22 protein-coding genes and 1 riboswitch are annotated in these 25268 nt (G+C 69.0%); of the genes, 18 read left to right on the top strand and 4 right to left on the bottom strand.

What is annotated here, in order from left to right:
- Positions 1-118 precede the first annotated feature (118 nt).
- Complete coding sequence (locus LXN01_RS14630; protein ID WP_236866305.1) at positions 119-2041, top strand: NAD-dependent epimerase/dehydratase family protein; 1923 nt, start codon at positions 119-121, stop codon at positions 2039-2041.
- A gap of 201 nt (positions 2042-2242) precedes the next feature.
- A complete protein-coding gene (locus LXN01_RS14625) occupies positions 2243-2740 on the top strand; it encodes a CinA family protein (RefSeq protein ID WP_236866303.1) in 498 nt (165 codons plus the stop codon).
- Between the two features lie 123 nt (positions 2741-2863).
- On the opposite strand, the gene LXN01_RS14620 is transcribed toward LXN01_RS14625, so the two are convergent.
- Positions 2864-3658, bottom strand: a complete 795-nt coding sequence (locus LXN01_RS14620) for a nitroreductase family protein (protein WP_236866301.1) — start codon at positions 3656-3658, stop codon at positions 2864-2866.
- A gap of 101 nt (positions 3659-3759) precedes the next feature.
- On the bottom strand, positions 3760-4167 hold the full coding sequence (locus LXN01_RS14615; RefSeq protein WP_236866293.1) for a hypothetical protein: 408 nt from the start codon (positions 4165-4167) through the stop codon (positions 3760-3762).
- 112 nt (positions 4168-4279) lie between these two features.
- On the opposite strand from LXN01_RS14615, the gene LXN01_RS14610 reads away from it, so the two are divergent.
- The 11 genes from LXN01_RS14610 (at position 4280) to LXN01_RS14560 (ending at position 15986) form a co-directional block, all read left to right on the top strand.
- Positions 4280-5458: a zinc-dependent alcohol dehydrogenase gene (locus tag LXN01_RS14610; protein WP_236866291.1), complete on the top strand. Its 1179-nt coding sequence runs from the start codon at positions 4280-4282 to the stop codon at positions 5456-5458.
- Positions 5455-7044 carry an FAD-dependent oxidoreductase gene (locus LXN01_RS14605; protein WP_236866289.1) on the top strand — a complete coding sequence of 530 codons (1590 nt, stop codon included), beginning with the start codon at positions 5455-5457 and terminating at the stop codon, positions 7042-7044. The genes LXN01_RS14610 and LXN01_RS14605 overlap by 4 nt, the downstream gene beginning before the upstream one ends.
- A gap of 11 nt (positions 7045-7055) precedes the next feature.
- Positions 7056-8864 carry a thiamine pyrophosphate-requiring protein gene (locus LXN01_RS14600; protein WP_236866287.1) on the top strand — a complete coding sequence of 603 codons (1809 nt, stop codon included), beginning with the start codon at positions 7056-7058 and terminating at the stop codon, positions 8862-8864.
- A gap of 224 nt (positions 8865-9088) precedes the next feature.
- Entirely contained in the window at positions 9089-9373 is a 285-nt protein-coding gene (locus LXN01_RS14595) for a DUF6480 family protein (RefSeq protein ID WP_236866285.1), read from the top strand.
- A 77-nt stretch (positions 9374-9450) separates the two neighbouring features.
- Entirely contained in the window at positions 9451-10356 is a 906-nt protein-coding gene (locus tag LXN01_RS14590; RefSeq protein ID WP_236866283.1) for an SDR family oxidoreductase, read from the top strand.
- A 50-nt stretch (positions 10357-10406) separates the two neighbouring features.
- Entirely contained in the window at positions 10407-10844 is a 438-nt protein-coding gene (locus LXN01_RS14585) for a DUF6157 family protein (RefSeq protein WP_236866281.1), read from the top strand.
- 163 nt (positions 10845-11007) lie between these two features.
- A complete protein-coding gene (locus LXN01_RS14580; protein ID WP_236866279.1) occupies positions 11008-11787 on the top strand; it encodes a VOC family protein in 780 nt (259 codons plus the stop codon).
- Positions 11788-11902: 115 nt separating this feature from the next.
- Positions 11903-12334 carry a VOC family protein gene (locus tag LXN01_RS14575; protein ID WP_236866277.1) on the top strand — a complete coding sequence of 144 codons (432 nt, stop codon included), beginning with the start codon at positions 11903-11905 and terminating at the stop codon, positions 12332-12334.
- Positions 12331-13908 carry an FAD-dependent monooxygenase gene (locus tag LXN01_RS14570; protein WP_236866275.1) on the top strand — a complete coding sequence of 526 codons (1578 nt, stop codon included), beginning with the start codon at positions 12331-12333 and terminating at the stop codon, positions 13906-13908. Before LXN01_RS14575 ends, LXN01_RS14570 begins: the two co-directional genes overlap by 4 nt.
- A gap of 30 nt (positions 13909-13938) precedes the next feature.
- On the top strand, positions 13939-14973 hold the full coding sequence (locus LXN01_RS14565) for a DUF3152 domain-containing protein (RefSeq protein WP_236866273.1): 1035 nt from the start codon (positions 13939-13941) through the stop codon (positions 14971-14973).
- 23 nt (positions 14974-14996) lie between these two features.
- Positions 14997-15986 (top strand): arsenic resistance protein, encoded by a 990-nt coding sequence (locus LXN01_RS14560; protein WP_236866330.1) that lies wholly within the window; start codon positions 14997-14999, stop codon positions 15984-15986.
- Here LXN01_RS14560 and LXN01_RS14555 read toward each other — a convergent pair.
- The gene (locus LXN01_RS14555; RefSeq protein ID WP_236866271.1) at positions 15931-16959 is read right to left on the bottom strand and encodes a universal stress protein; all 1029 of its coding nucleotides are present in this window, start codon (positions 16957-16959) and stop codon (positions 15931-15933) included. The genes LXN01_RS14560 and LXN01_RS14555 overlap by 56 nt on opposite strands.
- A gap of 97 nt (positions 16960-17056) precedes the next feature.
- Between LXN01_RS14555 and LXN01_RS14550 the strand changes: the two genes are divergently transcribed.
- Positions 17057-18754, top strand: a complete 1698-nt coding sequence (locus LXN01_RS14550) for a SulP family inorganic anion transporter (protein ID WP_236866269.1) — start codon at positions 17057-17059, stop codon at positions 18752-18754.
- 59 nt (positions 18755-18813) lie between these two features.
- Complete coding sequence (locus LXN01_RS14545) at positions 18814-20199, top strand: NAD(P)/FAD-dependent oxidoreductase (RefSeq protein WP_236866267.1); 1386 nt, start codon at positions 18814-18816, stop codon at positions 20197-20199.
- Between the two features lie 64 nt (positions 20200-20263).
- On the opposite strand, the gene LXN01_RS14540 is transcribed toward LXN01_RS14545, so the two are convergent.
- Positions 20264-22372 (bottom strand): RecQ family ATP-dependent DNA helicase, encoded by a 2109-nt coding sequence (locus LXN01_RS14540; RefSeq protein WP_425547675.1) that lies wholly within the window; start codon positions 22370-22372, stop codon positions 20264-20266.
- 158 nt (positions 22373-22530) lie between these two features.
- Here LXN01_RS14540 and LXN01_RS14535 point away from each other — a divergent pair, with 158 nt between their 5' ends.
- The 3 genes from LXN01_RS14535 to ribD all read left to right on the top strand — a co-directional run bounded on the left by LXN01_RS14535 (position 22531) and on the right by ribD (position 25268).
- Positions 22531-22890, top strand: coding sequence for a DUF2218 domain-containing protein (locus LXN01_RS14535; RefSeq protein ID WP_236866263.1), 360 nt, complete (start codon positions 22531-22533; stop codon positions 22888-22890).
- A gap of 51 nt (positions 22891-22941) precedes the next feature.
- Positions 22942-23769, top strand: coding sequence for an aldo/keto reductase (locus tag LXN01_RS14530; protein ID WP_236866261.1), 828 nt, complete (start codon positions 22942-22944; stop codon positions 23767-23769).
- Between the two features lie 89 nt (positions 23770-23858).
- Positions 23859-23996: riboswitch (FMN riboswitch) on the top strand.
- Positions 23997-24146: 150 nt separating this feature from the next.
- Positions 24147-25268, top strand: coding sequence for a bifunctional diaminohydroxyphosphoribosylaminopyrimidine deaminase/5-amino-6-(5-phosphoribosylamino)uracil reductase RibD (ribD, locus tag LXN01_RS14525; protein ID WP_236866259.1), 1122 nt, complete (start codon positions 24147-24149; stop codon positions 25266-25268).

Here is a 25268-nt window from a genome sequence, read left to right as displayed (position 1 = left end):
AGTCGGTGCAACAGGGACACTTGTCGGTTATTCCGTCGACAACCGGCCTTCGTCTGGCTAGTGTGAAGCGTATGACTCGGCGCCCGTCGGGTCACCGCAACCGTCTGGGAGAGCTCGTATGCGTGCAGCAGTCGTCGGCGCCACCGGGAACGCAGGCACCGCAGTGCTCAGGGCACTCCGGGAGACCGCCGAGGTCGATTCGGTGCTGGGGATCGCCCGTCGCCTGCCCGACACCGACGTCGAACCCTACGCCGGGTGCGAGTGGGCCTCGATCGACATCGCGGCGTCCACCTCCGAGGCGGAGGCCGAGTCCCAGCTCGAGGACGCCTTCGCCGGCGTGGACGCCGTCATCCACCTCGCCTGGCTGATCCAGCCCAACTCCGACCGCGAGCTGCTGCGGCGCGTCAACGTCGAGGGCACCGCACGCGTCGCGCGCGCCGCAGCCGCCGCCGGGGTCCGCCACCTGGTCGTCGCATCCTCGTGGGCCGCCTATGCGCAGGACAAGACCCAGCGGCTGCGCGATGAGACCTGGCCGATCGGCGGCATCGAATCCTCGCACTACAGCGTCGACAAGGTCGCCCAGGAGAAGGTGCTCGACGAGTTCTCCGCCGCCCACCCGGACGTGGTCGTGACGCGGCTGCGCCCGGCGCTGATCTTCCAGGCAGATGCGGCCTATGAGATCCAGCGCTATTTCCTCAACAGCTGGCTGCCGGTGAAGGCCCTCGACTTCGCCAAGCCGCCGATGCTGCCTCTGCCCAGGGGGCTGCGCGGAGTGCAGGCCGTGCACGCAGATGACATCGGCCGAGCCTACGCCGCCGCCGTGGTCAGGCGGGCGCCGGGAGCCTTCAACATCTGCGCCGACGACATCCTCGGCAAGCAGGAGCTCGCCGACATCATCGACCACGGGCGCTACCTCGAGCTCCCGGCTCGTCTGGTGCGGGCCTTCCTGTTCGGCGGCCACAAGGCCAAGCTCATCGCCGCCGACGAGGGCTGGATCGATATGGCCCTGGGCGTTCCGATGATGGACAACGCCAAAGCCAAGTCCGAACTCGGCTGGGAGCCGCGCCATACCGCCGCAGAAGCACTGAAGAGCCTGATCAGCGGCATGATCGACGGCCAGGGCGTCGAATCGGTGCCGCTGCGCCCGCGGGACCCCGGCGAGGCGAACATGCCGGCGGCCCGCGGACCGGCCGCCAGTGGAGCCGCCGCCGGTGATGCCCCGCGCGTCGAGGACCGTTCGGGCGGCGCGGGCACCGGGGTGGAAGCCGATGGTGATCACGGCATCTCCGAGGAGATCTCGCGCGATCTGCTCAGCCTCTACCTGTCCGACCACCTGACCGGCGCCACCGCCGGAAGCGAGCGGATCGAACGCATGGCCGAGGCCTACATCGACACCCCGATGTTCGCCCAGCTCTCCGAGCTCGCGGAGGAGGTCCGCCTCGAGCGGGCCTTCCTGCAGAAGCTCATCCACGACCTGGGCTTGAAGCAGATGCCCTACCGACAGGCGGTGTCCTGGGTGGGCGAGCGAGTGGGCCGGCTCAAGAGCAACGGCCGACTGTTCAGCCGCTCCCCCATGACCATGGTCCTGGAAGCCGAGCTCATGCGCAGCGCCGTGATGGGCAAGCTCGGGGTCTGGCAGACCCTGGAGGCCAATTCCGAGCTGCTGAGCCTGGACCCGCAGGTGTTCGTCGACCTGGCCGACAGGACACGGCGGCAGGCGGAAGTCCTCGACGAGGTCCACGAGTACGCTCGGAAGCGAGCGTTCCGCGAGGACCGCGAGACGTTCACCCCACACTCTCCCGACAGCCGGAGCGAACAGTCGGCTGAGGAGCAGACCGAGGAAAGGAAGATGATGACTGCAGAGCCACCGGATATCGCAACCGAGGCGGCGGACGAGAGCGCGAAGAGCGCTCCGGAAACCCCCAAGGACAAGGCGGAGCGCCCGGGCGCGAGCAACGTGTCCAAGCAGGAGCAGGACGAACTCGTCGACGAGTGGGTCGACGACTCCTTCCCGACCAGCGATCCGCCGTCGCACTACTGATGCGCCGATCGTCCCGCTGAGGAGAGCGTCACGGCAGCAGAATCTGCCGCAGGCAATCTGTGGCAGAACCTGCGGCAGGCGGCGCCACCGCGCAGGCCATGCGCCATCAGCGCGGCGCTGAGCCCGGTCCGACAGGGCCGGGCTCGATCTCTCTCACGGGACACTTCCGACGACCTATTCACACAGCAGGCAAGGAGCGAGATGCCGAGCGCAGAAGAGTACGAGTCCGAAGCGGCCGAAGTGGCCGGTGAGATCTCGAAGCTGGCCGATGAGCACGGATTCACCGTGGCGGTCGCGGAATCGCTGACGGGCGGCAAGATCGCCCAGCAGTTCTCGGCCGCGGAGCACTCCTCGGACTGGTTCGCCGGCGGAGTCGTCGCCTATCAGACCGAGGTCAAGCACAGCGCGCTCGGCGTTCCCCGCGGGCCGGTGATCTCCGAGGAGGCGGTGAAGACCATGGCCACCGGCGTCGCCGAGATGATGAATGCCGACGCGGTCATCGCGGCGTCCGGGTCCGGCGGTCCCGAGAAGCAGGAGGGCAACGAGCCCGGCACCACCTGGCTGGCAGTGCTGGTGCGCGGGATCATGCACACCGAGCTCCACCACTTCTCCGGTGACCCGCTGGAAGTCCTCGCCAAGACGCAGGACCGCGTCCTGCCGATGCTGCGCGACGCGATGCGCGAGGCGGTCCAGGACTGAGCCGGCCGCGCGGGGCGAGCCAGGACTGAGCCGGCCGCGCGGGGCGAGCCAGGACTGAGCCGGCCGCGCGGGGCGGGCCAGGACTGAGTGGGACCTCCTGAGGACGAGTCGCCGGGACGGAGCTCAGCTCTCGTCCCATCCTTCCTGCGGGGTCCGGCAGCTCTCCCGGAACACGAACCGGGACGGCGGTCTGCGTTCGCGACTGGACCAGTCGATGGCCGGCCGCTGCGACGCCTCGGGCACGTAGCCGAGCCGGTACAGCGCCATGAGCTCGAGGTCGTCGGGCACCTCGAGCATGGCGCTGAGCCGCTGCCACTGCTCGGGGAGCTCCATCGGGAAGGAGATGAACTGGATTCCCATGCCGAGCTCCACCGCGGTCAGCCATACGTTCTCCATGGCCGCCCCCATGCTGAACTGGCAGTAGAAGTCGGCGAGCGGGTGCGCATACCGCTCCCTGCGGTCGAGCATCACGCCCAGGATCAGCGGTGCGCCGGCCACCAGCTTCCGGTTCTCCTCCCCCAGGGTCTGCGGGACCCGCAGCATCCGCATCGTCTTCAGACCCACTGAGGTGAAGACCGTCCGGGTGAAGGGACGAAGAGCGGCCGGCATCTTGTCGAAGTACATGCCGGAGCGGTGCTCAGCCATCTCCTCGGCGCTGAACCGGAAGTGCCGCTTGTACCGCTCGAAGAACGACCCCTCGGAGATCACCGCGGTCATCGACTCGCCGCTGATCCGGGCGATCGTGTCGATCGTCGAGCGGTCCTCGATGATGAGGAAGCGCCAGGGCTGGCTGTTGAATTGGGAGGGCGCGGATGCGGCTGCCCTGATGAGGAGCTGCTGATGCTCCTCGCTCACGGGATCCGCAAGGAACGGGCCGTTCGTGGTGCGGCGGTTGAAGAGCACGTCGAGGAATTCCATGTGCATCCTTGTCCGGGGGCGTCGGCGAGGCTCGGGGGCATCGGCGGGGTCGGGGGCGGAGTGATCGTCATTGGGTGATCGTCGCTGGGCGGAGGAGCTCATCATCCCAGATCTGCCGCCCACAGGATCAGCGCGGCGAGGTAGCAGGGCGCGGCCGTGAGCGCGAGCAGCGCATGACGGCGAGGTCGCCGCGCTGCGCCGGTTCCGAAGTGCGGCAGCAGCGCGAGCGGTACGAGCGCCACCAGCAGCCACAGCCCTCGGCCCCAGTCGCCGGGGAAGGAGAACACGGCAGCGAACGCCGTCAGCACGCAGGTCACGATGAAGAGTCGGCTGTGCCACGCTCGTCCGACCCGCCGGCCGCGGGCACTGGCGGTTCCCACGGAGACGTTGGCGAGGTAGGCCAGGACTGCCAGCACGGTCCACGGCACCACGCTGATCAGCCACGAGACGACTCCGAACAGCGCAGCCAGAGACAGACCGACCATCGACACCCCTCTTCCTGCCTTCATTGTGACATCCATCATCCGATCGCACCGTGAGAACAAGGGCCCTTGTGCGGATTCCGTTCGGCGGGAAAGATGGAGCAGGAACTGAACGCCACCTGCGACAGGAGGAGATGCTGTGAGGGCACTGACCTGGCAAGGCAAGCGAAGCGTGAGCGTGGAGACGGTGCCCGATCCCGTGCTGGAGAAGCCGAATGACGCGATCATCGAGGTGACGTCGACAGCCATCTGCGGTTCCGATCTTCACCTCTACGAAGTCCTCGCGCCATTCATGGACAAGGGCGACATCATCGGGCACGAGCCGATGGGCCGCGTGGTCGAGGCCGGTCCCGCATCGAATCTCGCAGTCGGGGACCGGGTCGTCGTGCCGTTCACGATCTCGTGCGGCAGCTGCTGGATGTGCGCCCGCGGGCTGACCACGCAGTGCGAGATCACGCAGGTGCGGGAGTACGACTCCGGCGCCGCGCTGCTGGGCTACTCCCGACTGTACGGCTCGGTCCCGGGCGGGCAGGCGCAGTACCTGCGTGTTCCGCACGCGGACTTCAACCCGATCAGGGTCGGATCCGAGCTGCCCGACAACCGCTATCTCTTCCTCAGCGACATCCTCCCGACAGCCTGGCAGGCCGTGCGGTACGCGGACGTCGGCGAGGGCGACACCCTGGCAGTCTTCGGACTCGGTCCCGTCGGGCAGTTCGCGGCGCGGATCGGCGTGCACCTGGGCGCCGAGGTCTTCGCGATCGAGCCGGTTCAGGAGCGCCGGGAGATGGCGGCCCGCCACGGAGTTCGGGTCTACGACCTCGACAAGGACGTCAACGAGGCGATCCGCGAGGAGACGGGAGGGCGCGGGCCGGATGCTGTGATCGACGCAGTCGGGATGGAGGCCCACGGTTCGCCGATCGGCAAGTTCGCCCACCAGGCCGTGAGTCTGCTGCCGGACGCGCTCGGCCGGAAGATGATGGAGACCGGCGGATTGGACCGGCTCGCGGCCCTCCACTCCTCGATCGACCTCGTCCGACGCGGCGGGACCGTGTCCCTCAGCGGCATCTACGGCGGCCAGGCCGACCCGATGCCGATGCTCACCCTCTTCGACAAGCAGATCCAGCTGCGCATGGGGCAGTGCAACGTCAAGCCCTGGATCGATGAGCTGATGCCGCTGGTCGAGGATCCGGGCGACCCCCTCGGCACCGAGGACCTGGTCACTCACCGCGTCCCGCTCAACGCCGCCCCGCAGGCATACGAGATGTTCCAGAAGAAGACCGATGGCTGCATCAAAGTCGTATTGGAGCCGCAATCATGAGAACTCCCTTGTGGAAAGAGCACGAGACCCCCTACCCGACGTCCGCGCTGCCGGCCGGCGAGCACCTGGACGCAGTCGTCGTCGGCGCCGGGCTCACGGGGCTGGTCGCCGGGCTGATGCTGGCGGAGACCGGCGGCAGGGTCGCCGTCCTCGAGTCGCGGACGGTGGGAGCCGGCGCCAGCGGTGCCACCACCGCGAAGGCGTCGCTGCTCCAGAGCAATCGACTCAGCCAGATTGCGAAAACCCACAATGCTGACCTCGCCGGTGAGTACCTCAGAGCCAATGAGTACGGGTTGGAATGGCTGGACGAGTTCTGCGATGCACACCGGGTGCCGGTGGAGCATCCGAGCGCGTTCACCTTCGCCGCCGCGGAATCGGGAGTCGGCACCGTCGAGGACGAGCACCGGCTGGCCCAGGAGCTCGGGCTGCCCACCCGCCTGCACGATGCACTCGACGTTCCCTTCCCCACCTACGCCGCGGTGGAGCTTCCGAACCAGCTGCAGATGGATCCGACCGACCTGCTCCGCGCACTGACGGCAGCACTCACCGCCGCCGGCGGGATCGTCGTCGACCACTGCCGGGTGACCGGCTTGCAGCCGACGAAGGCACGCGATCGGATCTCGATCGAGACATCGGCCGGGCAGCTCAGCGCCGACCAGGTCGTCCTGGCCACGGCCACTCCGATCCTGGAGAAGGGTCCGCTGAGCTCGAAGCTGACGCCGCAGCGCTCCTACCTGTGCTCGTTCGACTTCGACGGAACGATGCCCGAGGGCATGCTCATCTCCGTCGAGACACCGTCACGATCCCTGCGCACCGCGGTGGTCGGCGGCCGTCGCCGCCTCCTCGTGGGCGGCAATGGCCACCGGACCGGCCAGTCACGCAGCACCCGGGCGCAGCTGCAGGACATCGAGCACTGGACCGGGGTGCACTTCCCCGGCGCGCGGACCACCCACGCCTGGTCCGCGCAGGACTTCCACCCGGTGGGCATGGTGCCGATGGTGACGACCCTGGGCTGGGGCGCCGATCGCATCCACTTCGCCGGCGGATACAGCAAGTGGGGCCTCGCCGCGGCTCCCGCCGCCGCCCGCCAGGTCGCCGACCGAGTGCTCGGCCGTCCGGAATCCGTGACCTTCGGCGATCCGAGTCTCCTGGGCACCGCGAAGAACGCGGTCAAGTCGAACATCGATGCACCGGGGCCGATCGTCGGCAACCTGCTCCGCGCCGGATCCGGAAGCCTCGATGCGAAGTCCGGCCCGGAAGGCGAGTCGAAGCCGGGTCCCGCGGCCGATTCCGTCTCCGACGAGGGCGTCACCGCGGTTCCCGAGGGACCGGCGGCAGCCGACGCGAGTGCGACCGTGATGGAGGGCGGAACCGCCGAAACCGGCAGGGACGGCGCCACCCCCGCGGGAGAGGCGATCGTCGACGGGCGGGTCTGCCGCGTCAGCCTCGTCTGTCCGCACCTGGGCGGCATCCTGGCGTGGAACGACTCCGAGGAGTCGTGGGACTGCCCGCTCCACGGCTCCCGGTTCGACGCCGACGGCACCCTGCTCGAGGGACCCGCGACCTCGGACCTCACGCGTCTCTGAGGAATGACCTCATGTCGGACAGCAACCAGAAGCAGAGCGCAGACCTCATCATCGAGCGGCTCACCGTCTGGGGAGTGAAGCGGCTCTACGGCTATCCAGGGGACGGCAACAATCCGCTGCTCGGCGCTCTCCGCCGAGCGCAGGGCGCTTCCGCGGATGCCCCGGCGTTCATCCAGGCCAAGCACGAGGAGAGCGCCGCCTTCATGGCCGTCGGCGAGGCGAAGTACACCGGGGGCGTCGGCGTCGTCACCTCGACCCAGGGACCCGGCGCAGTCCACCTCCTCAACGGCCTCTACGACGCGAAGCTCGACAGCGCTCCCGTCGTCGCGCTCGTCGCCCAGCAGCACACCAGCGTGCTCGGATCCGACTACCAGCAGGAGATCGACCTGCAGAATCTGTTCCACGACGTCGCCTCGCCCTTCGTGCAGCTGGTGGCCTCCCCGGACCAGCTGCCGATGGTGCTCGACCGGGCATTCCGCTCCGCGCTGGCCAACGCCCAGCCGGCGGTCATCATCCTGCCGCACGACGTCCAGCAGGCACCCGCGCCCGAACTCGGCCAGGCCCACGGCGAGGTCGTCACCAGTCCCCGCTGGACCACCGGGCTGACGCTGCCACGGGACGAGGACCTGGCGGCCGCAGCCGAGCTGATCGAAGCGGGCGAGAAGATCGCGATCCTGTCCGGCCGAGGCGTGAAGAGCGCACAGGAGGAGGTCAGCGCACTTGCGGAACGCCTCGGCGCCGGCATCACCACCAGCCTGCTCGGCAAGCCCTACGTCGACGAATCCCACCCGCTCGCAGCGGGGACCATGGGTCACCTGGGAACCACGGCAGCCAACCAGGTGCTGCAGGAGTGCGACACCCTGCTGATCATCGGGTCGAACGATCCGTGGACCGAGTTCTACCCGCCGCCGGGTCAGGCGCGGGCAGTGCAGATCGACGTCGATCCGGCCATGCTGGGCAACCGGTATCCGGTGGAGGTGGGATTGGCGGGCGACAGCGCCGCGAGCATCACCGCTCTGCTGGAGCGCGTCCAGCCCCGCGGCCAGACTGCTTGGCGGACCGAGGTGGAGCGCCGGATCACGAACTGGCACGAGATCTCGCGGCTGCGGGCGGAGGTGCCGGCCGATCCGCTCAATCCGGAGCTCGTGGTCCGACGGTTCGCCGAACGCATCCCGGCCGATGCGCAGCTCGCCGTCGACGTGGGCAGCTCGGTGTACCACTACGTCCGGCAGATGAACCTGCCGACCTCGGTGCCGGCGCACCTGTCGAGCACGCTGGCGAGCATGGGCTGCGGCATCCCGTACGGTCTCAGCGCCAAGGAGTCGGCACCCGAACGGCCGGTGGTGGTGCTGGCCGGAGACGGGGCGATGCAGATGCTGGGGATCAATGAGCTCATCACTGTCGCCGACCGGTGGCCGCGCTGGCAGGACCCGAGGTTCATCGTGCTCGTGCTCCACAATCGCGACCTCGCCGAGGTGAGCTGGGAGCAGCGCGAGATGCAGGCTCAGCCGCGCTACGCGGACTCCCAGGACATCCCGCGGTTCGATTTCGCCGGGTATGCGGAACTCCTCGGGCTCACCGGGCTGCGGGTCTCCGATCCGGCGACCGCTCCCGAGGTGCTCGATCGGGCCTTCGGCGCCGGCAAGCCGGTGGTCATCGAGGCGCTCACGGACCGGGACGTTCCCCTGCTGCCGCCGTTCCCGCACGGCCGAGCGAAGCTCGACGCGATGCGCGCGGGGCTCGAGGCCGAAGGCGACGCGGGCGCTCACGCTCGCGAGCTGCTCAGCGTCTACGCCCGGATCGAGGAGGAGCACCAGTAGGACCACGCCCGGATGCGCGAGAGGAGGATGCTCGTCCCACCGTCGGCCCTCTCGTCCTGACGGTGTCATGCGAATGACAAGGTTCCTTGCTCCCGAATGAACCAAGACTCCTTGCCGTCATTTCGTTGTCAGCCGCCGGTGGCATCGCTAGGCTGGAGAAGACCGCACGCACCGCGCCCCGCTCCGGGGCACACGGTGAAGCCAGGCAAAGGACGTGAGCTTTCGTGAGTACGAACGACCGCGACAAGGACTTCGACCCGACCACCGCCGAAAACGGCACCGGGAACCCCAACCTCGATCCGAACGCGAGCGGGGACGCCGACCTCGATGCCGGCGGCGGAGTCCGACCGGGCAGCACCCCTCCCGAATCGAACCAGGCGACCGCCTCGCCGGCCCATCCGCCGGCGCGCAAGCCGCCGAAGTCGAAGGGCGGCATCATCGCGCTGATCGTACTCGTCGTCATCGTCGCCTTCGTGTTCGTCGCCTACGCCGTCGGCCTGTTCGCCTGACCCCCTCCGCGGCGGCGTCACCGAGCGCGCGCTTGCCCCACGGCACCCCTGCACTTTCCGACTGAAGGAGCTGTTCCATGGCTGAAGATTCGACCGACCAGCTGACGTTCCAGAATCCGGTGACACGATTCCCGGAGATCACTCCGCCCAAGCAGGATCAGCCCGAGCCCGGGCTCGACCAGGAGCTCACCCCGCAGACCGACCGCGGGCAGCATTCGTACCGCGGCACCGGCCGGCTCAAAGGCCGCAGAGCCCTCATCACCGGAGCGGACTCGGGGATCGGCGCTGCCGTGGCGATCGCCTTCGCGCGCGAGGGTGCTGACGTCGCGCTCTCCTACCTGCCGGTCGAGGAAGAGGATGCACAGGAGATCAAGTCCTGCATCGAGGACTCCGGGCAGCGCGCCTTCCTGTTCCCCGGCGACATCTCCGAACCCGCATTCTGCACCGAGCTCGTCGACAGCGCAGCGGAGGCGCTGGGCGGGCTGGACGCGCTCGTCAACAACGCCGGCCGGCAGATCGCGGTCGAGGACATCGCGGACCTGCCCGATGAGCAGTGGGTAGCGACGTTCGACACCAACATCCACGCGATCTACCGAATCTCGCGGGCCGCGCTCAAGCACATGCCGGCCGGGTCCACCATCGTGAATTCGACGTCGATCCAGGCGTACATGCCCTCGACCACACTGCTGGACTACGCGTCCACCAAGGCCGCGATCAACAACTTCTCCAAGGGGCTCGCACAGATGCTCGCACCGCAGGGCATCCGCGTGAACGCTGTCGCCCCCGGACCGATCTGGACTCCGCTCCAGGTGTCGGACGGACAGCCGAAGGAGAAGCTGCCGGAGTTCGGCAAGAACACGCCGCTGGGCCGCGCCGGTCAGCCCACCGAACTGGCTCCTGCGTACGTGTTCCTCACCTCGCCGGAGTCCAGCTACGTCATCGGCGAGACACTGAACGTCAACGGCGGCATGCCCTCGCCGTGATCCGTTCCTGGACTGTTGACGGCGCGGCGCGGAGAGGTGATCCTGACAGCATGGCGCAGCACACGACCAATTACTTCAGCACGCTGATCACCGTTGCACCGGATTCGACCGCCGCCACTGCTCGCGTGCCCAAGACCGGAGCCGGAGGGCCGTCAGTGGCCGCCCAGCAGTTCGCCCTCATCTCGGAGCACCCGTATCAGCTGACCTCTGACGACGTGATCTTCACCGTATGGGCCGATCGCGCAGGGATCGCTGAACCCGAACGCGAAGCTGCCCGGCAGCAGTTCTTCTCGAAGGGCCAGGCGTGCCTGCGCGCCTCTCCGCTTCCCAAGACCCATGGTTTCGGGATTCACTCCGACCGCAACGGGCGGGTCGCCCTGGTGCCGATGGATTCGCCGCGCTATGACGAGCTTGCAGCGGATGACACCGTGACGAAAAAGCCCGCCATGCGCTCACGGCGTAAGCAGGGCGGCTCTGCCGACGGTTGAATTCGCCGGAAGCTCTGGCCCCCGGGCACTCCCGTGCCTACCCTTGGAATCAGATCTTCCCGTGACACAGACCCACCCGTGGAACCGAGCCACCCGTGGATCCGACCCATCCTTGAGGGCACACTTCCCTTGAGGCAGCTCAGCGTCGATCGAGGAGTTGGCGATGCCGGAGATCCGCAACGGCACACCCGTCTGGATCAGCCTCAACTGCCAGGACGTGGAAGCCGCCCGCCGCTTCTACACGAACCTGTTCGGCTGGACCTTCACACCGCCGGAGGAGAGCATGGGCGGCTATCAGCTCATCATGCTCGGCGAGGAGACGGTCGGCGGGATGATGCGATCGATGAATCCGGACGGTTCTCCGGCCGACGTCCCCTCCGCCTGGACCGTGTTCCTCCACGTCCGTGATATCGAGGCGGCTGTCGAATCCGCGGCTTCCGCCTCGGCCCGAGTCCTCACCGCGCCGATGCGAGCGGGTGACATGGGAGCGCTGGCCGAGCTCATCGACCCCGGAGGTGCGGCAGTCGGGCTCTGGCAGCCCGGCAGCTTCGGCGGGTTCCGGATCACCGGCAGCGTCGGCACCGCGGTGTGGTTCGAGTGCATGGCCACCGACTTCGGAGCGGCGCTGCCCTTCTACCGCGACGTCCTCGAATGGGATATCGCCTTCATGAACGACAGCGGCGAGTCCCCCACCTATGTCACCCATGGGGCCGGGGAGGCGGCAGTCGCCGGCCTGTGCGACGCCTCTGAGTGGTTCGACGCTCCCCTCTGGCGGATCTACGTCGCCGTCGAGGACACGGATGCCGCTGTCGGGCGCGTCCAGGACGGCGGCGGGCGCCTGCTCGACGGTCCGGTCGACTCGCCCTTCGGGCGGCTGGCCACGGTCGCCGACCCCGAGGGCGCGACCTTCCAGCTCATTCAGGGCCGCTCGGCGGGCGGATGAGCTCGGCGAGCGCGAGGACGGCGGCGAGCGCTTGAGCTCAGCGGCGTGAGCCCAGCCACCCGATGAACTCGACCAGCGGACGATGACATCAGCAGATGACCAGCGAGGGAGCACCATGTCCATCCGAATCTCTCCCTATCTCAACTTCGCCGGCAGCGCCCGCGAGGCCATGAGCTTCTACCGCGAGGTGTTCGGCGGTGAACTGACGATCGACACCTTCGGCGACTACGACATGGCCGAGAACCCGGAGGACAGGGACAAGGTCATGCACTCCCAGCTCCAGGTCAGCCCGGAACTGTCGATCATGGCCTCCGACGCCCCGCCGGGAATGCCGCTCGATACGGGCGCTCAGGTTTCGGTCGCGGTCTTCGACGACGATCCCGCCGAGACTGAACGCCTGGGCAGGATGTTCGAAGCTCTGTCCACGGACGGCGGCCAGGTCACGGTGCCGTTCGAGAAAGCCCCCTGGGGAGATGTCTTCGGCATGTGCGTCGACCGCTTCGGGATCAGCTGGCTGTTCGACGGGGCAGCCAGGAACGACGGATGACCGATTCGCATCGCGATGCGGTCCCGATCGCAGACATCCCGGTGATCAGCACGCGCGTGCTGGTCGTGGGAGCCGGGCCCACCGGACTGATGGCGGCTCTCGTCCTGCGCCGGGCAGGCGTGGATGCCGTAGTCATCGACCGCAAGTCGGGGCCCACCCGGGAATCGCGGGCGGTAGCCGTCCAGGCCCGATCGATGGAGATCTACGACCAGCTCGGCCTGGCGCAGCGCATCGTCGACCAGTCCACGCTGGCCGCGTCATTCCAGGCCGGCACCTCGGCTGCGGCGGTGGCGGCGGGGATCGAGCGGATGCAGGAGGCCGACACCGAATTCCCCGGCCTGCGCGTCTTCGAGCAGAGCCGCAACGAGGCGCTCCTGAGCGAGACCCTCGTCGCGGAGCGCGCACCCGTCCGGTGGAAGCATGAGCTGGTCTCGCTCCTGTCGGGCACACGCGACGCGGATGCCGGCGCCGAGGCGCTCGTCGCCGGTCCCAGCGGTCTGATCAGGATCGCCGCGGACTGGTGCATCGGGGCTGACGGTTCGCGCTCTGCCGTCCGCGGAATGACCGGTGCGGCTTTCGACGGTGTCACCGATGAGGGCGCCTTCTGGGTGGCCGACACGCGCGTCACCGAAGGACTCGTGCCGGGGATCGCGGCTGTCCGAATGGGGAAGAAGCTGCTCACGCTGGCATTCCCGATGTCCTCCGACGGAGACTTCCGCCTCGTCGGCCTGCGCACCGCGGAGATGACCACCGACGCTGAGGTGCGTGATCGCCTGCGCCGCGAGTTCGGGATCGAGCTGGAGGCGATGCGCTGGTTCTCGACCTATCGGATTCATCACCGGGTCGCCTCGGAGTTCCGGACCGGCCGAGTGTTCCTGGCCGGGGATGCCGCACACGTGCACTCCCCTGTCGGCGGACAGGGCATGAACACCGGACTGCAGGACGCTCACAATCTGGCGTGCCTGCTGGCCGATGTGACCCAGGGACGAGTCGGCGCCGCCGCGCTCGACCGCTACGAGGCCGAGCGGCGCCCGGTCGCGCTCACACTCGTCAACGTCACGGACCGGTTCTTCGGGGTCATCGGGCGTGCCGATTCGCGGGTCGCGCTGGTGCGCCGTGCCGCGGTGCTCACCGTCTTCCCCATCGCCGCCCGCCTGTCCGGAACCCGACTGGGCGCACGGCTGGGCGGCTACCTGGGGCAGTACCGTATCCGGTATCGCTTCGCCGGAGGCAGATCCTGGCCTCCCCCATCACGTGTACTCTGTCGTCCACCGGCCTGGGCCGCCGAGGCGGTCGTGGGTCTGCGCCTGCCGCCGGTCGGCGACAACCACGTTCCGCTCCGCAATTTTGCGTGGCAGCTCCACACCTATGGCACGCAGGTTCCCCGGCCGACCGTTCCGGACTGGATCGACGGCCCTCACGAGTTCCCCGCCGATCCCCGCGGTCGCCTGCGCGACGACCACCTGTACCTCATCCGTCCCGACGGCTTCGTCGCCGCGGCCGTGCCGATCGTCCGCTCGCGCGCCTCGGTCTCGGTGCTCGCCGCGGCTCTGCATGCACATCACATCGCGTGAGGCGCCGGTGGCTTCGCTACGATGATGGCTATGGAGACCGGCGGCTCGCGACAGCAGGACGACGAGCGCTCGGGTCCCGCCGACGGGACACCCGCCGAGCAGCCTCCGACTCACATCGAGCAGCCTCCGACTCACATCGAACAGCACCCGACGCACGCCGAGCAGCACCCGACGCACGCCGAGCAGCACCCGACGCACGCCGAGCAGCTGCTCACTCGGTCGTCTCGCAGACAGCGACTGCAGCAGCAGAGGTCGCTCCGGCGGAGGCATGCGCTGCTCGGGATCGCAGGCTTGGCCGTTGCCGCCGGAATCGCAGTTCCGATCCTGACCGGCGCGTGGAGTGCGGGCTCCGGTGATCCGGCCGCCGTTTCCGCCACCCAGCAGCAGAGCGATTCCGCGCCCGCCGAGGCCGGTGATGCTGCGCCGAGCGAGTCCAGCGAGGCGAACGCCCAGGACGGCGCCCCTCCTGCGACCTCGATTCCCCCGGAGACTCTGAGCCCGCCCGCGACTGCGCCCTCTCCGACCCCGATCGAGGTCCCCCGGGAGGGCAGCGGAGAGTGGGCATCCCCTTCCGCGCCGATCCGCCCCTCGACCGAGGAGGGCACCTCGTTCCGGGTGGTCGTGCGCGTCGAGGACAACATGCCGATCGATGTCTCCGAGGCCTCCGAATTCATCATCTCCACCCTGCAGGACCCGCGCGGGTGGCAGGACATCGACGGCGTCGCGTTCGAGCTCGTGACGGAGGACTCCCCCGCTGACGCGGTGATCAGCATCGCGAGCCCCGACACCGTCGACCGGATGTGTGCCCCGCTGATCACGAACGGGGAGCTGTCGTGTCGGAACGGCTCGAACGTGGTGCTCAATGCCAAGAGATGGCTGAGCGCGACCGAGGACTTCACCTCCCTGGAGGTGTACCGCCAGTACCTGATCAACCACGAGGTGGGGCATGCGCTCGGCCATGGCCATGTCAGCTGTCCCGGCCGGGACGAGCCGGCTCCGGTCATGCAGCAGCAGTCGAAGGGACTCGACGGGTGCAGGCCGAACCCGTGGCCATCAGTGGCATGAGCGGTTCGGGAATGGCGTCGGCGATGGAGCGCCGGCAGGTCGGTCTCTACCTGCTCGCCATCGCCGCCGGCGCGGCCGTCGGCTGGGCAGTCCCGGCGGCGGGTGATCCCCTGGAGCATGCGATCAGTCCCGTGCTCGGGCTGCTCCTGTTCGCCACGTTCCTCGGAATTCCCTTCTCTGCGCTCGGACGGGCAGTCCGCGATATGCGCTTCATGGCCGCCGTGCTGATCCTCAACTTCGCCGTGGTTCCGGTGGTGGCCTTCGGGCTGTCGCGGTTCGTCGCACACGAGCGGGCGCTGCTCGTCGGCATCCTGCTGGTGCTCCTGACGCCGTGCATCGACTACGTGATCGTGTTCTCCGGTCTGGCAGGCGGCGCGAGCGACCGACTCCTCGCCGCGGCGCCGCTGCTCATGCTGGTCCAGATGCTGATGCTGCCTGTCTTCCTGTTCGCCTTCGTGGGCCCCGAGCTGGCCTCTGTGATCGAACCGGAGCCCTTTCTCGAGGCGCTCCTCGGCCTGATCATCCTGCCGCTGGCCCTCGCTGCGCTGACGCAGCACTGGGCGCGGACCGCGGCAGGCGGCCGGAAGCTCATGGAGGTGATGAAGGCGCTGATGGTGCCGCTGATGATGACCACACTTGCCGTCGTCGTCGCTTCGCAGTTCCGCGGCGTCGGCGAGGAGATCGCATCGCTGCTGGCCGTCGTCCCGCTCTACGCGGCATTCCTGGTGCTCATGATTCCCCTCGGCATCGCCGCATCGCGGGTCGCGCGACTGGATCCGCGCAGCGCTCGGGCCGTCGTGTTCAGCGGCGCCACCCGCAACTCGCTGGTGGTTCTGCCGCTGGCGCTGGCGCTGCCCGCCCCGCTGAAGCTGGTCCCCCTGGTCGTGGTCACGCAGACCCTGGTGGAACTCCTCTGCATGGTGGTCTGCGTCAAGGTCGTTCCGCGGCTGGTCCCCTTCAGCGGCGGTGCTTCTTGGTCGGCACCACGAGCACCGGCGCCACCGCCCGGTTGAGCACCGTCTGACTCACCGACCCCAGGAGCAGCCCGGCGAATCCGCCATGACCACGTGTGCCGATGACGACGAGGGCAGCCGTCCGCGACGCCTCGGACAGCACCCCGGCCGGGGTGCTGTCGAAGAACTGCCAGTGCACTTGCAGCTGCGGATGTTCGGCGGACACCTGTTCCGAGAGCTCCTTGAGGTGATCGGTGTACTTGCCTCGGATCTTCGGGATCTCCAGATTGTGCTGCACCGGATTCGGATACCAGTACACGTCGGTGTTGAGCGGCGCCGCGGACACGAGAGTCAGCGGCAGCCGCGTCATCTGCGCAGCTTCGGCTGCCCGCAGCACGATCTCTGTCGACGTCTGGCCCACGTCGACACCCGCGACGACCTGAGAGTCGAAGTTGTGCTCCTCCTTGACGTTCTCGAACCGGCGCCGCTGCGGCTGGGACCGCTCCGATTCGGCCATCAGCGTCGAGGGCTCATGTTCCGATTGGGGGCCTTCCGGGCGTTCCTGCTGCGGAGCGAAGAGGGCGCCGGACTCTTCGACCTCCCACTTCTCCGGGACGACCAACGTCGGGCAGTGCGCATGCGCGGCGAGCTTGCCGGAGACGCTGCCCAGGAAACGACCGGCGAACCGGTTTCGACCGCGCTTTCCCACGACCGCCAGTTCCGCAGACCGGCTCTCCTCGACGAGGAGTCCTCCGGCGTCTCCCTCCGCGGTGCGTGTCGACACCTCGACCCCCGCGTCCCGTGCGCGAGCGCTGAACCGCTCGAGCACCTCTTCGACCCGCTGCGCGGCTTCCCTGCGGTAGCTGTCGGCAATCCGCACGAACTGGTCCTCGGGAACGAAGGGATAGACATAGGCTCCGACCAGTCGCAGCGCCCACTGGCGATTCTCCGCGACGGACAGCGCCACCTCGAATGCACGTTCGCTGTTGGGCGAACCGTCGATGCCGACCACAACGCTGTGGTTTTCAGCCATGACGCCTCCTCAGTGATCTGTATCACTACAGTACCGACAAGTCGGAGCGCTGGATAGACGACACCGCACGTCAGTGCGCGCGCGGCGGCCCGATACCATGAGCGAGGAAAGGAGCGCCGTGATAACTCAGTCGTCAGCCTCTTCGGAGAAGCCGCGCAGTTCCTTCCGCAGCCTGTTCCCCAGCCTCAGCGACTACCGGGAGCTGCCCCGCAGCTGGCGGTCCGATCTGCTTGCCGGCCTGACAGTCGGCATCGTCGCGCTGCCGTTGGCCCTGGGCTTCGGAATCAGCTCGGGAGCCGGCGCCGAGGCGGGTCTCATCACCGCGATCATCGCGGGAATCATCGCCGCAGTCTTCGGCGGCTCCCATGTCCAGGTGTCCGGCCCGACCGGTGCGATGGTCGTGGTGCTGGCGCCGATCGTCGCGCAGCACGGAGTCGGCGCGGTCGCCCTGGTGTCCCTGATGGCGGGGATCATGGTGGTCGCGATGGGCGTCCTCCGGCTGGGGCGTGCGGTCTCCGTGATCCCCTGGCCGGTCATCGAGGGGTTCACGCTCGGCATCGCGGCGACGATCTTCCTGCAGCAGGTGCCCTCCGTCACCAGCGGTGACGACGGGCAGGAGCTCAGCACCAATGTCGTGGTCGCCGCATGGCAGTCGATCACGAGCCTCGACCCCGGCTACCTGCTGTGGGCGTTGGTGGCGGTGGCGATCGTCGCCGTGTGCATGGTCGTGTCCCCGCGCATCCACCACGCTCTCCCTGGCTCTCTCATCGGGATCATCCTGGTGACGGTCCTCGCACTGCTGCTGCCGACCCCGCTGCAGCCGATCGGGGAGATCCCGAACAGCCTGCCCGCCCCGACCCTGCCGATGATCGACTTCGACCTCGTGGGCGAGCTCCTCCTCCCGGCCTTCACGGTTGCGCTGCTGGCTGCGATCGAGTCGCTGCTGTCGGCGCGCGTGGCCTCCTCGATGGCCGATGTCGGCGGGTACGAGCCCGACCGCGAGCTCGTCGGCCAGGGGCTGGCTTCGGTCGGCGCCGGCTTCTTCGGCGGCATGCCGGCGACCGGGGCGATCGCCCGGACAGCGGTCAACGTCCGCTCCGGCGCCCGCACCCGGTTCGCATCCATCGTGCACGCGCTCGTCCTCCTCGTCATCATCAGTGCGGTGTCCGGGCCTGTCAGCATGATTCCCCTGGCCGCCCTGGCAGGGGTGCTCATGGTCACCGCGGTGCGGATGGTCAATACGGATGCGATGATGTCGATCCTGCGGTCGACGCGTTCGGACGCGCTGGCCTTCGTCATCACGGCGTTCATCACGGTGGCCTTCGACCTCATCGTCGCCGTCGTCATCGGCGTGGTCATCGCCTCGATCGTCGTTCTGCGCAGCATCTCCCGGCGCAGCGATGTCACCCGCGAGCCGCTGCCGGGCGTTCCCGTCGAGGGCGATGAGAGGATCGCGCTGCTGCGCCTCGACGGGCCCCTGTTCTTCGCGGCCGCCGACCGGATGCTCGACAGCGTCGTCGGAATCGACGAGGTCTCCGTCGTCATCCTGCGGATGTCCCAACTCGAGCTCGTCGACGCGACCGGCGCCCACAGCCTCACCGAGATCGTCCAGGGTCTGGAGCGTCGCGGGATCACCGTGCTCATCAAGGGCGTCAAACCCGCGCATCGCGACCTGTTCCGGTCGGTGGGAGTGCTGCGCTCGCTGCGACATCACAAGCACCTGTTCGACGACCTCCCTCATGCGATCGAGCACGCCCGCGACCACATCCGGCGGGAGCGTGCGGGGCAGCAGTAGAGAGCAGGGCGGCAGTAGAGTGCTCTGTATCACTTCCTGCCGGGAACGAAGGGGCCGCCATGTCCTTCTCCGCTGCTCTCGCTCACGCCTCGACCGTGCCGTTCTGGCTCGACCATCCGGCGCGCCCGACACCGCAGCCGGCACTGGCCGGTGAGCGCTCCGCTGATCTGGCGATCGTCGGCGCCGGATTCACCGGGTTGTGGACTGCACTGCTCGCCAAGGAAGCCGATCCCGACCGCCGCGTCGTGATCCTGGAGGGCGGCACCGTCGGCTGGGCCGCCTCGGGCCGCAACGGCGGGTTCTGCGAGGCGAGCCTGACCCACGGCACCGCGAACGGTGCACGCCACCTGCCGGAGGAGAACGACAGGCTGGTCGATCTCGGGCGGGAGAATCTGGATGCGATCGAGGCGACGGTGCGCAAGCGGGGACTGGACTGCGAGTTCGAGCGCACCGGGGTCATCACCGTCGCGACCGAAACCTACCAGGCGGCGGAGCTCGCCGCGGAACACGCCCCCGACGAGGGGCTGCTGTGGCTGGATCGCGACGAGGTGGCCGAGCACATCCGCTCGCCCCTGTTCCTCGGCGGCCTGTGGGATCGCGAGTCGGCGGCACTGGTCCACCCGGCGAAGCTGTGCTGGGAGCTGTTGCGGGTGGTGCGTGAGCTCGGGGTCGAGGTGCACGAGGACTCCGTCGTCCGCCGGCTGCGGAGCAGCCGTGACGGGAAGATGGAGCTGCGCACCGATGGCGGTTCGGTCACCGCTTCCCGCGTGGCGCTGGCGACGAACGCGTTCCCGGCGCTGCTGCCCCGCGTCCGCTGGCACACCGTCCCGGTCTACGATTATGCCCTGGTCACGGAGCCGCTGACTGCACCGCAGCGGGAGGCGCTCGGCTGGCGCAATCGGCAGGGCCTGGCCGGCTCCGCCAACCGCTTCCACTACTTCCGGCTCACCGCAGACGACCGGATCCTGTGGGGCGGCTGGGATGCGATCTACCACTTCGGACGGCGCGTCTCAGGGCGCTATGATCAGCGCCCGGAGACCTTCGCGACCCTGGCCCGCCAGTTCTTCGACACCTTCCCCCAGCTGCAGGGCCTTCGCTTCACGCACAAGTGGGGTGGGGCGATCGACACGTGCTCGCGGTTCTTCCCGTTCTTCGATCGCGCCGATGACGGCCGGGTCGCCTACACCGCCGGCTTCACCGGGCTGGGAGTGGGTGCCAGCCGGTTCGCCGCCAGGGTGATGCTCGATCTGCTGTCCGGTCAGGAGACCGAGCTCACCCGGCTGAAGATGGTGCGGTCCAAGCCGATTCCGTTTCCGCCGGAGCCACTGGCCTGGGCGGGCATCTCACTGACCACCCGCGCGCTCGCCCGGGCCGATGAGAACGAAGGCCGGCGTGGACCGCTGCTGAAGACGCTCGACGCATGGGGGATGGGCTTCGACTCCTGACGTCAGCTGTCCGGCACCAATGGTCAGCTGCCCTCGACCGACGTCAGCTGTCCGGCACCAACGGTCAGCTGCGCTGGGCCAGCGCGAACGGCAGCACGTCCGCGGCGCCTGCCTGCAGGAGGACGCGCGCCGCCGCGGTCATCGTCCAGCGCGACACGATCTCCGCGTCCACGAGCAGCACCACCCTGCCGGTGATGGCAGCGGCGAGCTCCGGGCCGGCCGCGAATGCGTCATAGACGTCGCGCACCCGGAATGCGCTGTTGACATCAGGGTCTCCGGTGGGATGGCGCGCGGTGAGGGCACCTGCGTCGATCAGCCGCCCCGCCCGAGCCAACTCCGCGGCCAGCGAGAACACCGTGGTCGGACGGAGCGGATTCGGCACCGATACGACAGCTTCCGGTCGCCGCTCCCAGTCCCAGTCGGCCAGCACGCGCACACACAGCTTTCCGATGTCGGCCGGCACCGGCTCGTCGGGTGCCGTCGGGGCGAGGAACTCGCGCAGCCGCTGGCCGGGCCCCAGGTCGGTCAGGCGGGCGATGACGCGCCCGGTGCTGTAGCGCTCCTCCTGCGGGATCCTGCCCTTGAGGTCGACGCCGATCGACGGCAGTCCGGTCGGCCAGGAGGCGCGCGGCTCCACCGGAAGCCCGACGGAGCTCAGCAGGGCGCGAGCCTGCTCCTGGCCGCTGTCGGAGACCTCGTCGGTCCACCACTGTCCGGCACAGGTGTCGCACCGTCCGCAGTCCGCGGCGGCCGGGTCGTCGAGCTGCTCAGCCAGGTATCGCATCCGGCAGCCCGAGGTGCGCTCGTAGTCGAGCATCGCCTGGGCTTCGCGACGTCTGGCCTCGGCCACCTTCGCGTAGCGCTCGGCGTCGTAGACCCAGCCGGTCCCGGTCGAGACGAACCCGCCCTGCGTCCGATCGACCGCCCCGTCGACCTGCAGCGTCTTGAGCAGCAGTTCCAGCCGTGACCTCTTGACCCCGACCAGCGGCTCGAGGCGCGGGACGGAGATCGGCTCGCCCCGCGCCTCGTCGAGCGCCGACAGCACGGCTGCCGCGTCGGCCTCCTCCGGCATCGAGGCGGTGGCGAAGTACTCCCAGATGTCCCGGTCCTCCGCCCCGGGCAGCAGCAGGACATCCGCGGAGTCGGTGGCGCGGCCGGCTCGACCGACCTGCTGGTAGTAGGCGACCGGGGACGAAGGCGCCCCCAGGTGGATGACGAAGCCCAGGTCCGGCTTGTCGAATCCCATTCCCAGCGCGGAGGTGGCCACCAGTGCCTTGAGGCGATTCTCTTTGAGTGCGGTTTCCAGCTGCTCGCGATCCTGCGGGTCCGTTCCACCGGTGTACGCGGCGACGTCCCAGCCGGCCTGCCGGAGGGCTCTGGCGGTGTCCTGGGCGGCAGAGACCGTGAGCGTGTAGATGATCCCGGAGCCGGCGAAACCGTCGAGGTGTTCGGCCAGCCAGGCGATGCGGGTGCTCGACGGCCGCACCGGCGCGACCCCCAATCGCAGCGAGTCCCGGGCCAGCGGACCGCGGATCACGAGGGTGTCCTGCCCGAGCTGTTCCGCGACGTCTGCGGCGACGCGCTCATTGGCCGTCGCCGTGGTCGCCAACACCGGAAGGTCCGCGGGCAGCCCGTCCAGCAGGGCGCCGATCCGCCGGTAGTCCGGGCGGAAGTCGTGACCCCAGTCGGAGATGCAGTGGGCTTCATCGACGACGATCATCCCGACTTCACCGAGCAGGTGCGTCAGCACGTGGTCGCGGAACTTGGGGTTGTTGAGGCGCTCCGGAGAGATGAGCAGCACGTCGACCGCGCCCGATCCGAGATCGCCGAGCACGGTGTCCCATTCGGTGACGTTCGAGGAGTTGAGGGTGTGGGCTCGCACCCCTGCCCGCTCAGCGGCACCGACCTGATCGCGCATGAGCGCCAGCAGCGGGGAGATGATGAGAGAGGGACCCCGACCGGCCTGCCGCAGCAGCCGGGCCGCCACGAAGTACACGGCCGACTTGCCCCAGCCGGTGCGCTGCACGACGAGAGTGCGCCGCCTGCCGGCGACGAGGGATTCGATGGCCTCGAACTGCCCCGGGTGGAATGCGGCGTCCGGGTTCCCCGTGAGCTCCCGGAGAGCGGTGAGGGCGGATTCGCGGAGGTTGGTGACGGCCGGCGCTGGGGACATGTCCATGCTCTGCAGTGTAGGAGGCCGCGGGGACACGAGGGCCGCCCTCGGGTCGGCTGTGACCTCCGGCAGGACCTCGCCGCTCCCTCCGCGCACCGCCGATTCACCATCTCGACCATCGAAGTTAGGAGAACCTAAGCGGCGGTTAGACTGGAGACATGACAGCAGAATCCACTCCCACCGTGACCTCGTCCGCGAGCGTCAAGACCGAGCGACCCGGCCGCTACGGCAAGCAGCTCGCGTCCCACATGGGCCGCAAGGTGCCGTTCAGCTGGGACGAGGACAGCCAGCGGGGCGATGGCGCCTTCTCCGACGGCGCCGTCACCGCAACCCTGACAGCTCGTGACGGAGTGCTCGATCTCGAGCTCACCGCACCCGCCGACCAGGTCGAGCGCTTCGAGGACGTGCTCGGCCGCCACCTGGTCAGGTTCGGAGCCCGCGAGGGCCTCGAATGCGCATGGCGCCGGTCCGACTCGTCTCCCGGCACCACGCAGCGCAGCTCCGACTACGAGGACTGAGCCCCGGAGCACCTCTGGCCGCACCGGCGGACTCGCCCGTAGACTGGCAGCATGTTTCCCACGATCCCGCTGAACGAGACCATCGACATCCCGCTCATCGGCCTGGGGACGTACGGCCTGCAGGGTCCCCCGGGCGCTGATGCGGTCGCAGCGGGACTCCAGTCGGGTTACCGCCTCATCGACACCGCGGCGCAGTACGGCAACGAGGCAGCTGTCGGAGAAGGCATCAGGTCCAGCGGAATCGACCGCGACGAGATCATGGTGACCACGAAGGTCGCCGGTGGCGACCAGGGCTTCCAGGAGACGCTGAACGGGGCCCAGGAATCCCTCCGGCGCCTCGGCCTCGACCGCATCGACATCCTGCTCATCCACTGGCCGAATCCCTCGCGCGGGCTCACCCTGGACACGTGGAAGGCGGTCCTCGAACTCGTCGATCGGGGCACCGTCCGCGTTCCCGGCGTCTCCAACTTCCGGCCCGAGCAGCTCGAAGAGCTCCACGACGCGACCGGGGTCTGGCCGGCGATCAACCAGATCCAGCTCAGCGCAGCGCTCCCCCGGCACGAGACCGTGGCCTTCCACCGGGACAACGCCATCGTCACGCAGGCCTGGGGACCGCTGGGCAAGCGGCAGGACCTGATGTCGCAGTTCGTGTTCCACAGCATTGCCGCCAAGCACGAGGTCGCCCCCGAGCAGGTGGCCCTGCGGTGGATCGTGCAGCAGGACATCGTCGCCATCCCGAAGTCGGGCGACCCGCGGCGGCAGCGCGTGAACGCCGACGTCTTCGACTTCGACCTGGACGGCGAGGACCTGGTCGCCCTGACGACCCTCGAACACCCCGAGAGCGACGCCGCGGACTCCCGCACCCACGAGGAGTGGTGAGACTCGGACTCGGGCTCGGGCTCGGACTCTGCGTCTCGCTATCCGGGCCCGCGTTTCTCACCTGCCCTGATCAGTCGTATAGTGGGTGCCACATGTTCCGGGGACGGTGAGATTCCGTGCCGGCGGTTACAGTCCGCGAACCGCGCGTCTCTGCTTCGGCAGGAGTCTGCGGTCGACTCGGTGAAATTCCGAGACCGACAGTACAGTCTGGATGGGAGGAACGTGACGGAGTCCGAGCAGACGCCGGGGATGCCCTGCATCACCAGCTGATCACCCGGCTCCGGGAGAGTCGCAGCTTCCAACCGCGGCACTCCCCTGCATTCGTCGAACCGTTCGGTGACTGCCCCTCCCTCTCCCGGTCAGACCAGGAGAGGCACGTGGACGCAGACCGGACGGTTTTCTCGTACTCCGACACGGAGGCGATGCGCGTTGCCCTCGACGCCGCAGGCCACGGAGTGCGCGGAGCGAACCCGCTGGTCGGAGCCGCCGTCAGAGGCGCGGACGGAACACTCGCCGTCGGCTGGCACCGCGGCGCGGGCACCCCGCATGCGGAGGTCGACGCGCTGCTGCGAGCCCGCTCCGAAGGCATCGACCTGACGGACTCCACCCTGTACGTCAGCCTGGAGCCGTGCAATCACACCGGCCGCACCGGCCCGTGCGCCGACCTCATCGCCGACGCCGGGATCCCCCGGGTCGTCTACGCGTACCCCGACCTTCATCACACCGCCGCCGGCGGCGCCGAGCGCCTGCGGGACCTCGGGGTCGAGGTCGTCGGAGGTCTGCTCGCCGACGACGCGCATGCGCTCAACGCCCGCTGGTTCGCGGCCAAGGCCGCCCACCGGCCGTTCGTGACGCTCAAGCTCGCCCAGAGCCTCGACGGTCGGATCGCCGCCGCGGACGGCACCAGCCGGTGGATCAGCTCCCAGGAGTCCCGGGATCACGTGCACGCCCTGCGCGCTCGCGTCGACGCGATTCTGGTGGGCACCGGCACTGCGATCGCCGACAATCCGCGACTGACCGCGCGCGACGAAGGCGGCCGCGAGCGGGCGGAGCAGCCCGTTCCCGTCGTTCTCGGCGAGCGCGAGATTCCCGCCGACTCACACCTCGGCCGCAACCCGGCGACCCTGCGGCTGCACACCCACGATCCGGCGGAGGCTGTCCGGCAGCTGGGCGCCGCCGGCATCGAGCACCTGCTCGTCGAGGGCGGAGCTCACGTCGCCGGCGCCTTCCTGGCCGCCGACCTCGTCGACGAGATCGAGCTCTACATCGCACCCCTGCTGCTCGGCGAGGGCCTTCCGGCGGTGCGCGGCCTCGAGGTCGCCACCCTGTCCGATGCCTACCGGTTCACCCCGGACTTCGCCGGCCCCGAGGCGCCCGCCAGGCTCGGGCCGGACGTGTTCCTCCGCCTCGTCCCGGCGCCCGACCCGAATCGGTCCGACGCCGACCCCGACTGCAGCGCATCCGACCAGCACCCATCCGAACGAGACACGGCCGACTGA

The sequence above is a fragment of the Brevibacterium daeguense genome, assembly GCF_021729135.1.
GTDB classification, from domain to species: Bacteria; Actinomycetota; Actinomycetes; order Actinomycetales; family Brevibacteriaceae; genus Brevibacterium; species Brevibacterium daeguense.
The sequence above is the reverse complement of the archived record's forward strand: the minus strand, read 5'-3'. Positions and strand labels throughout refer to the sequence as shown.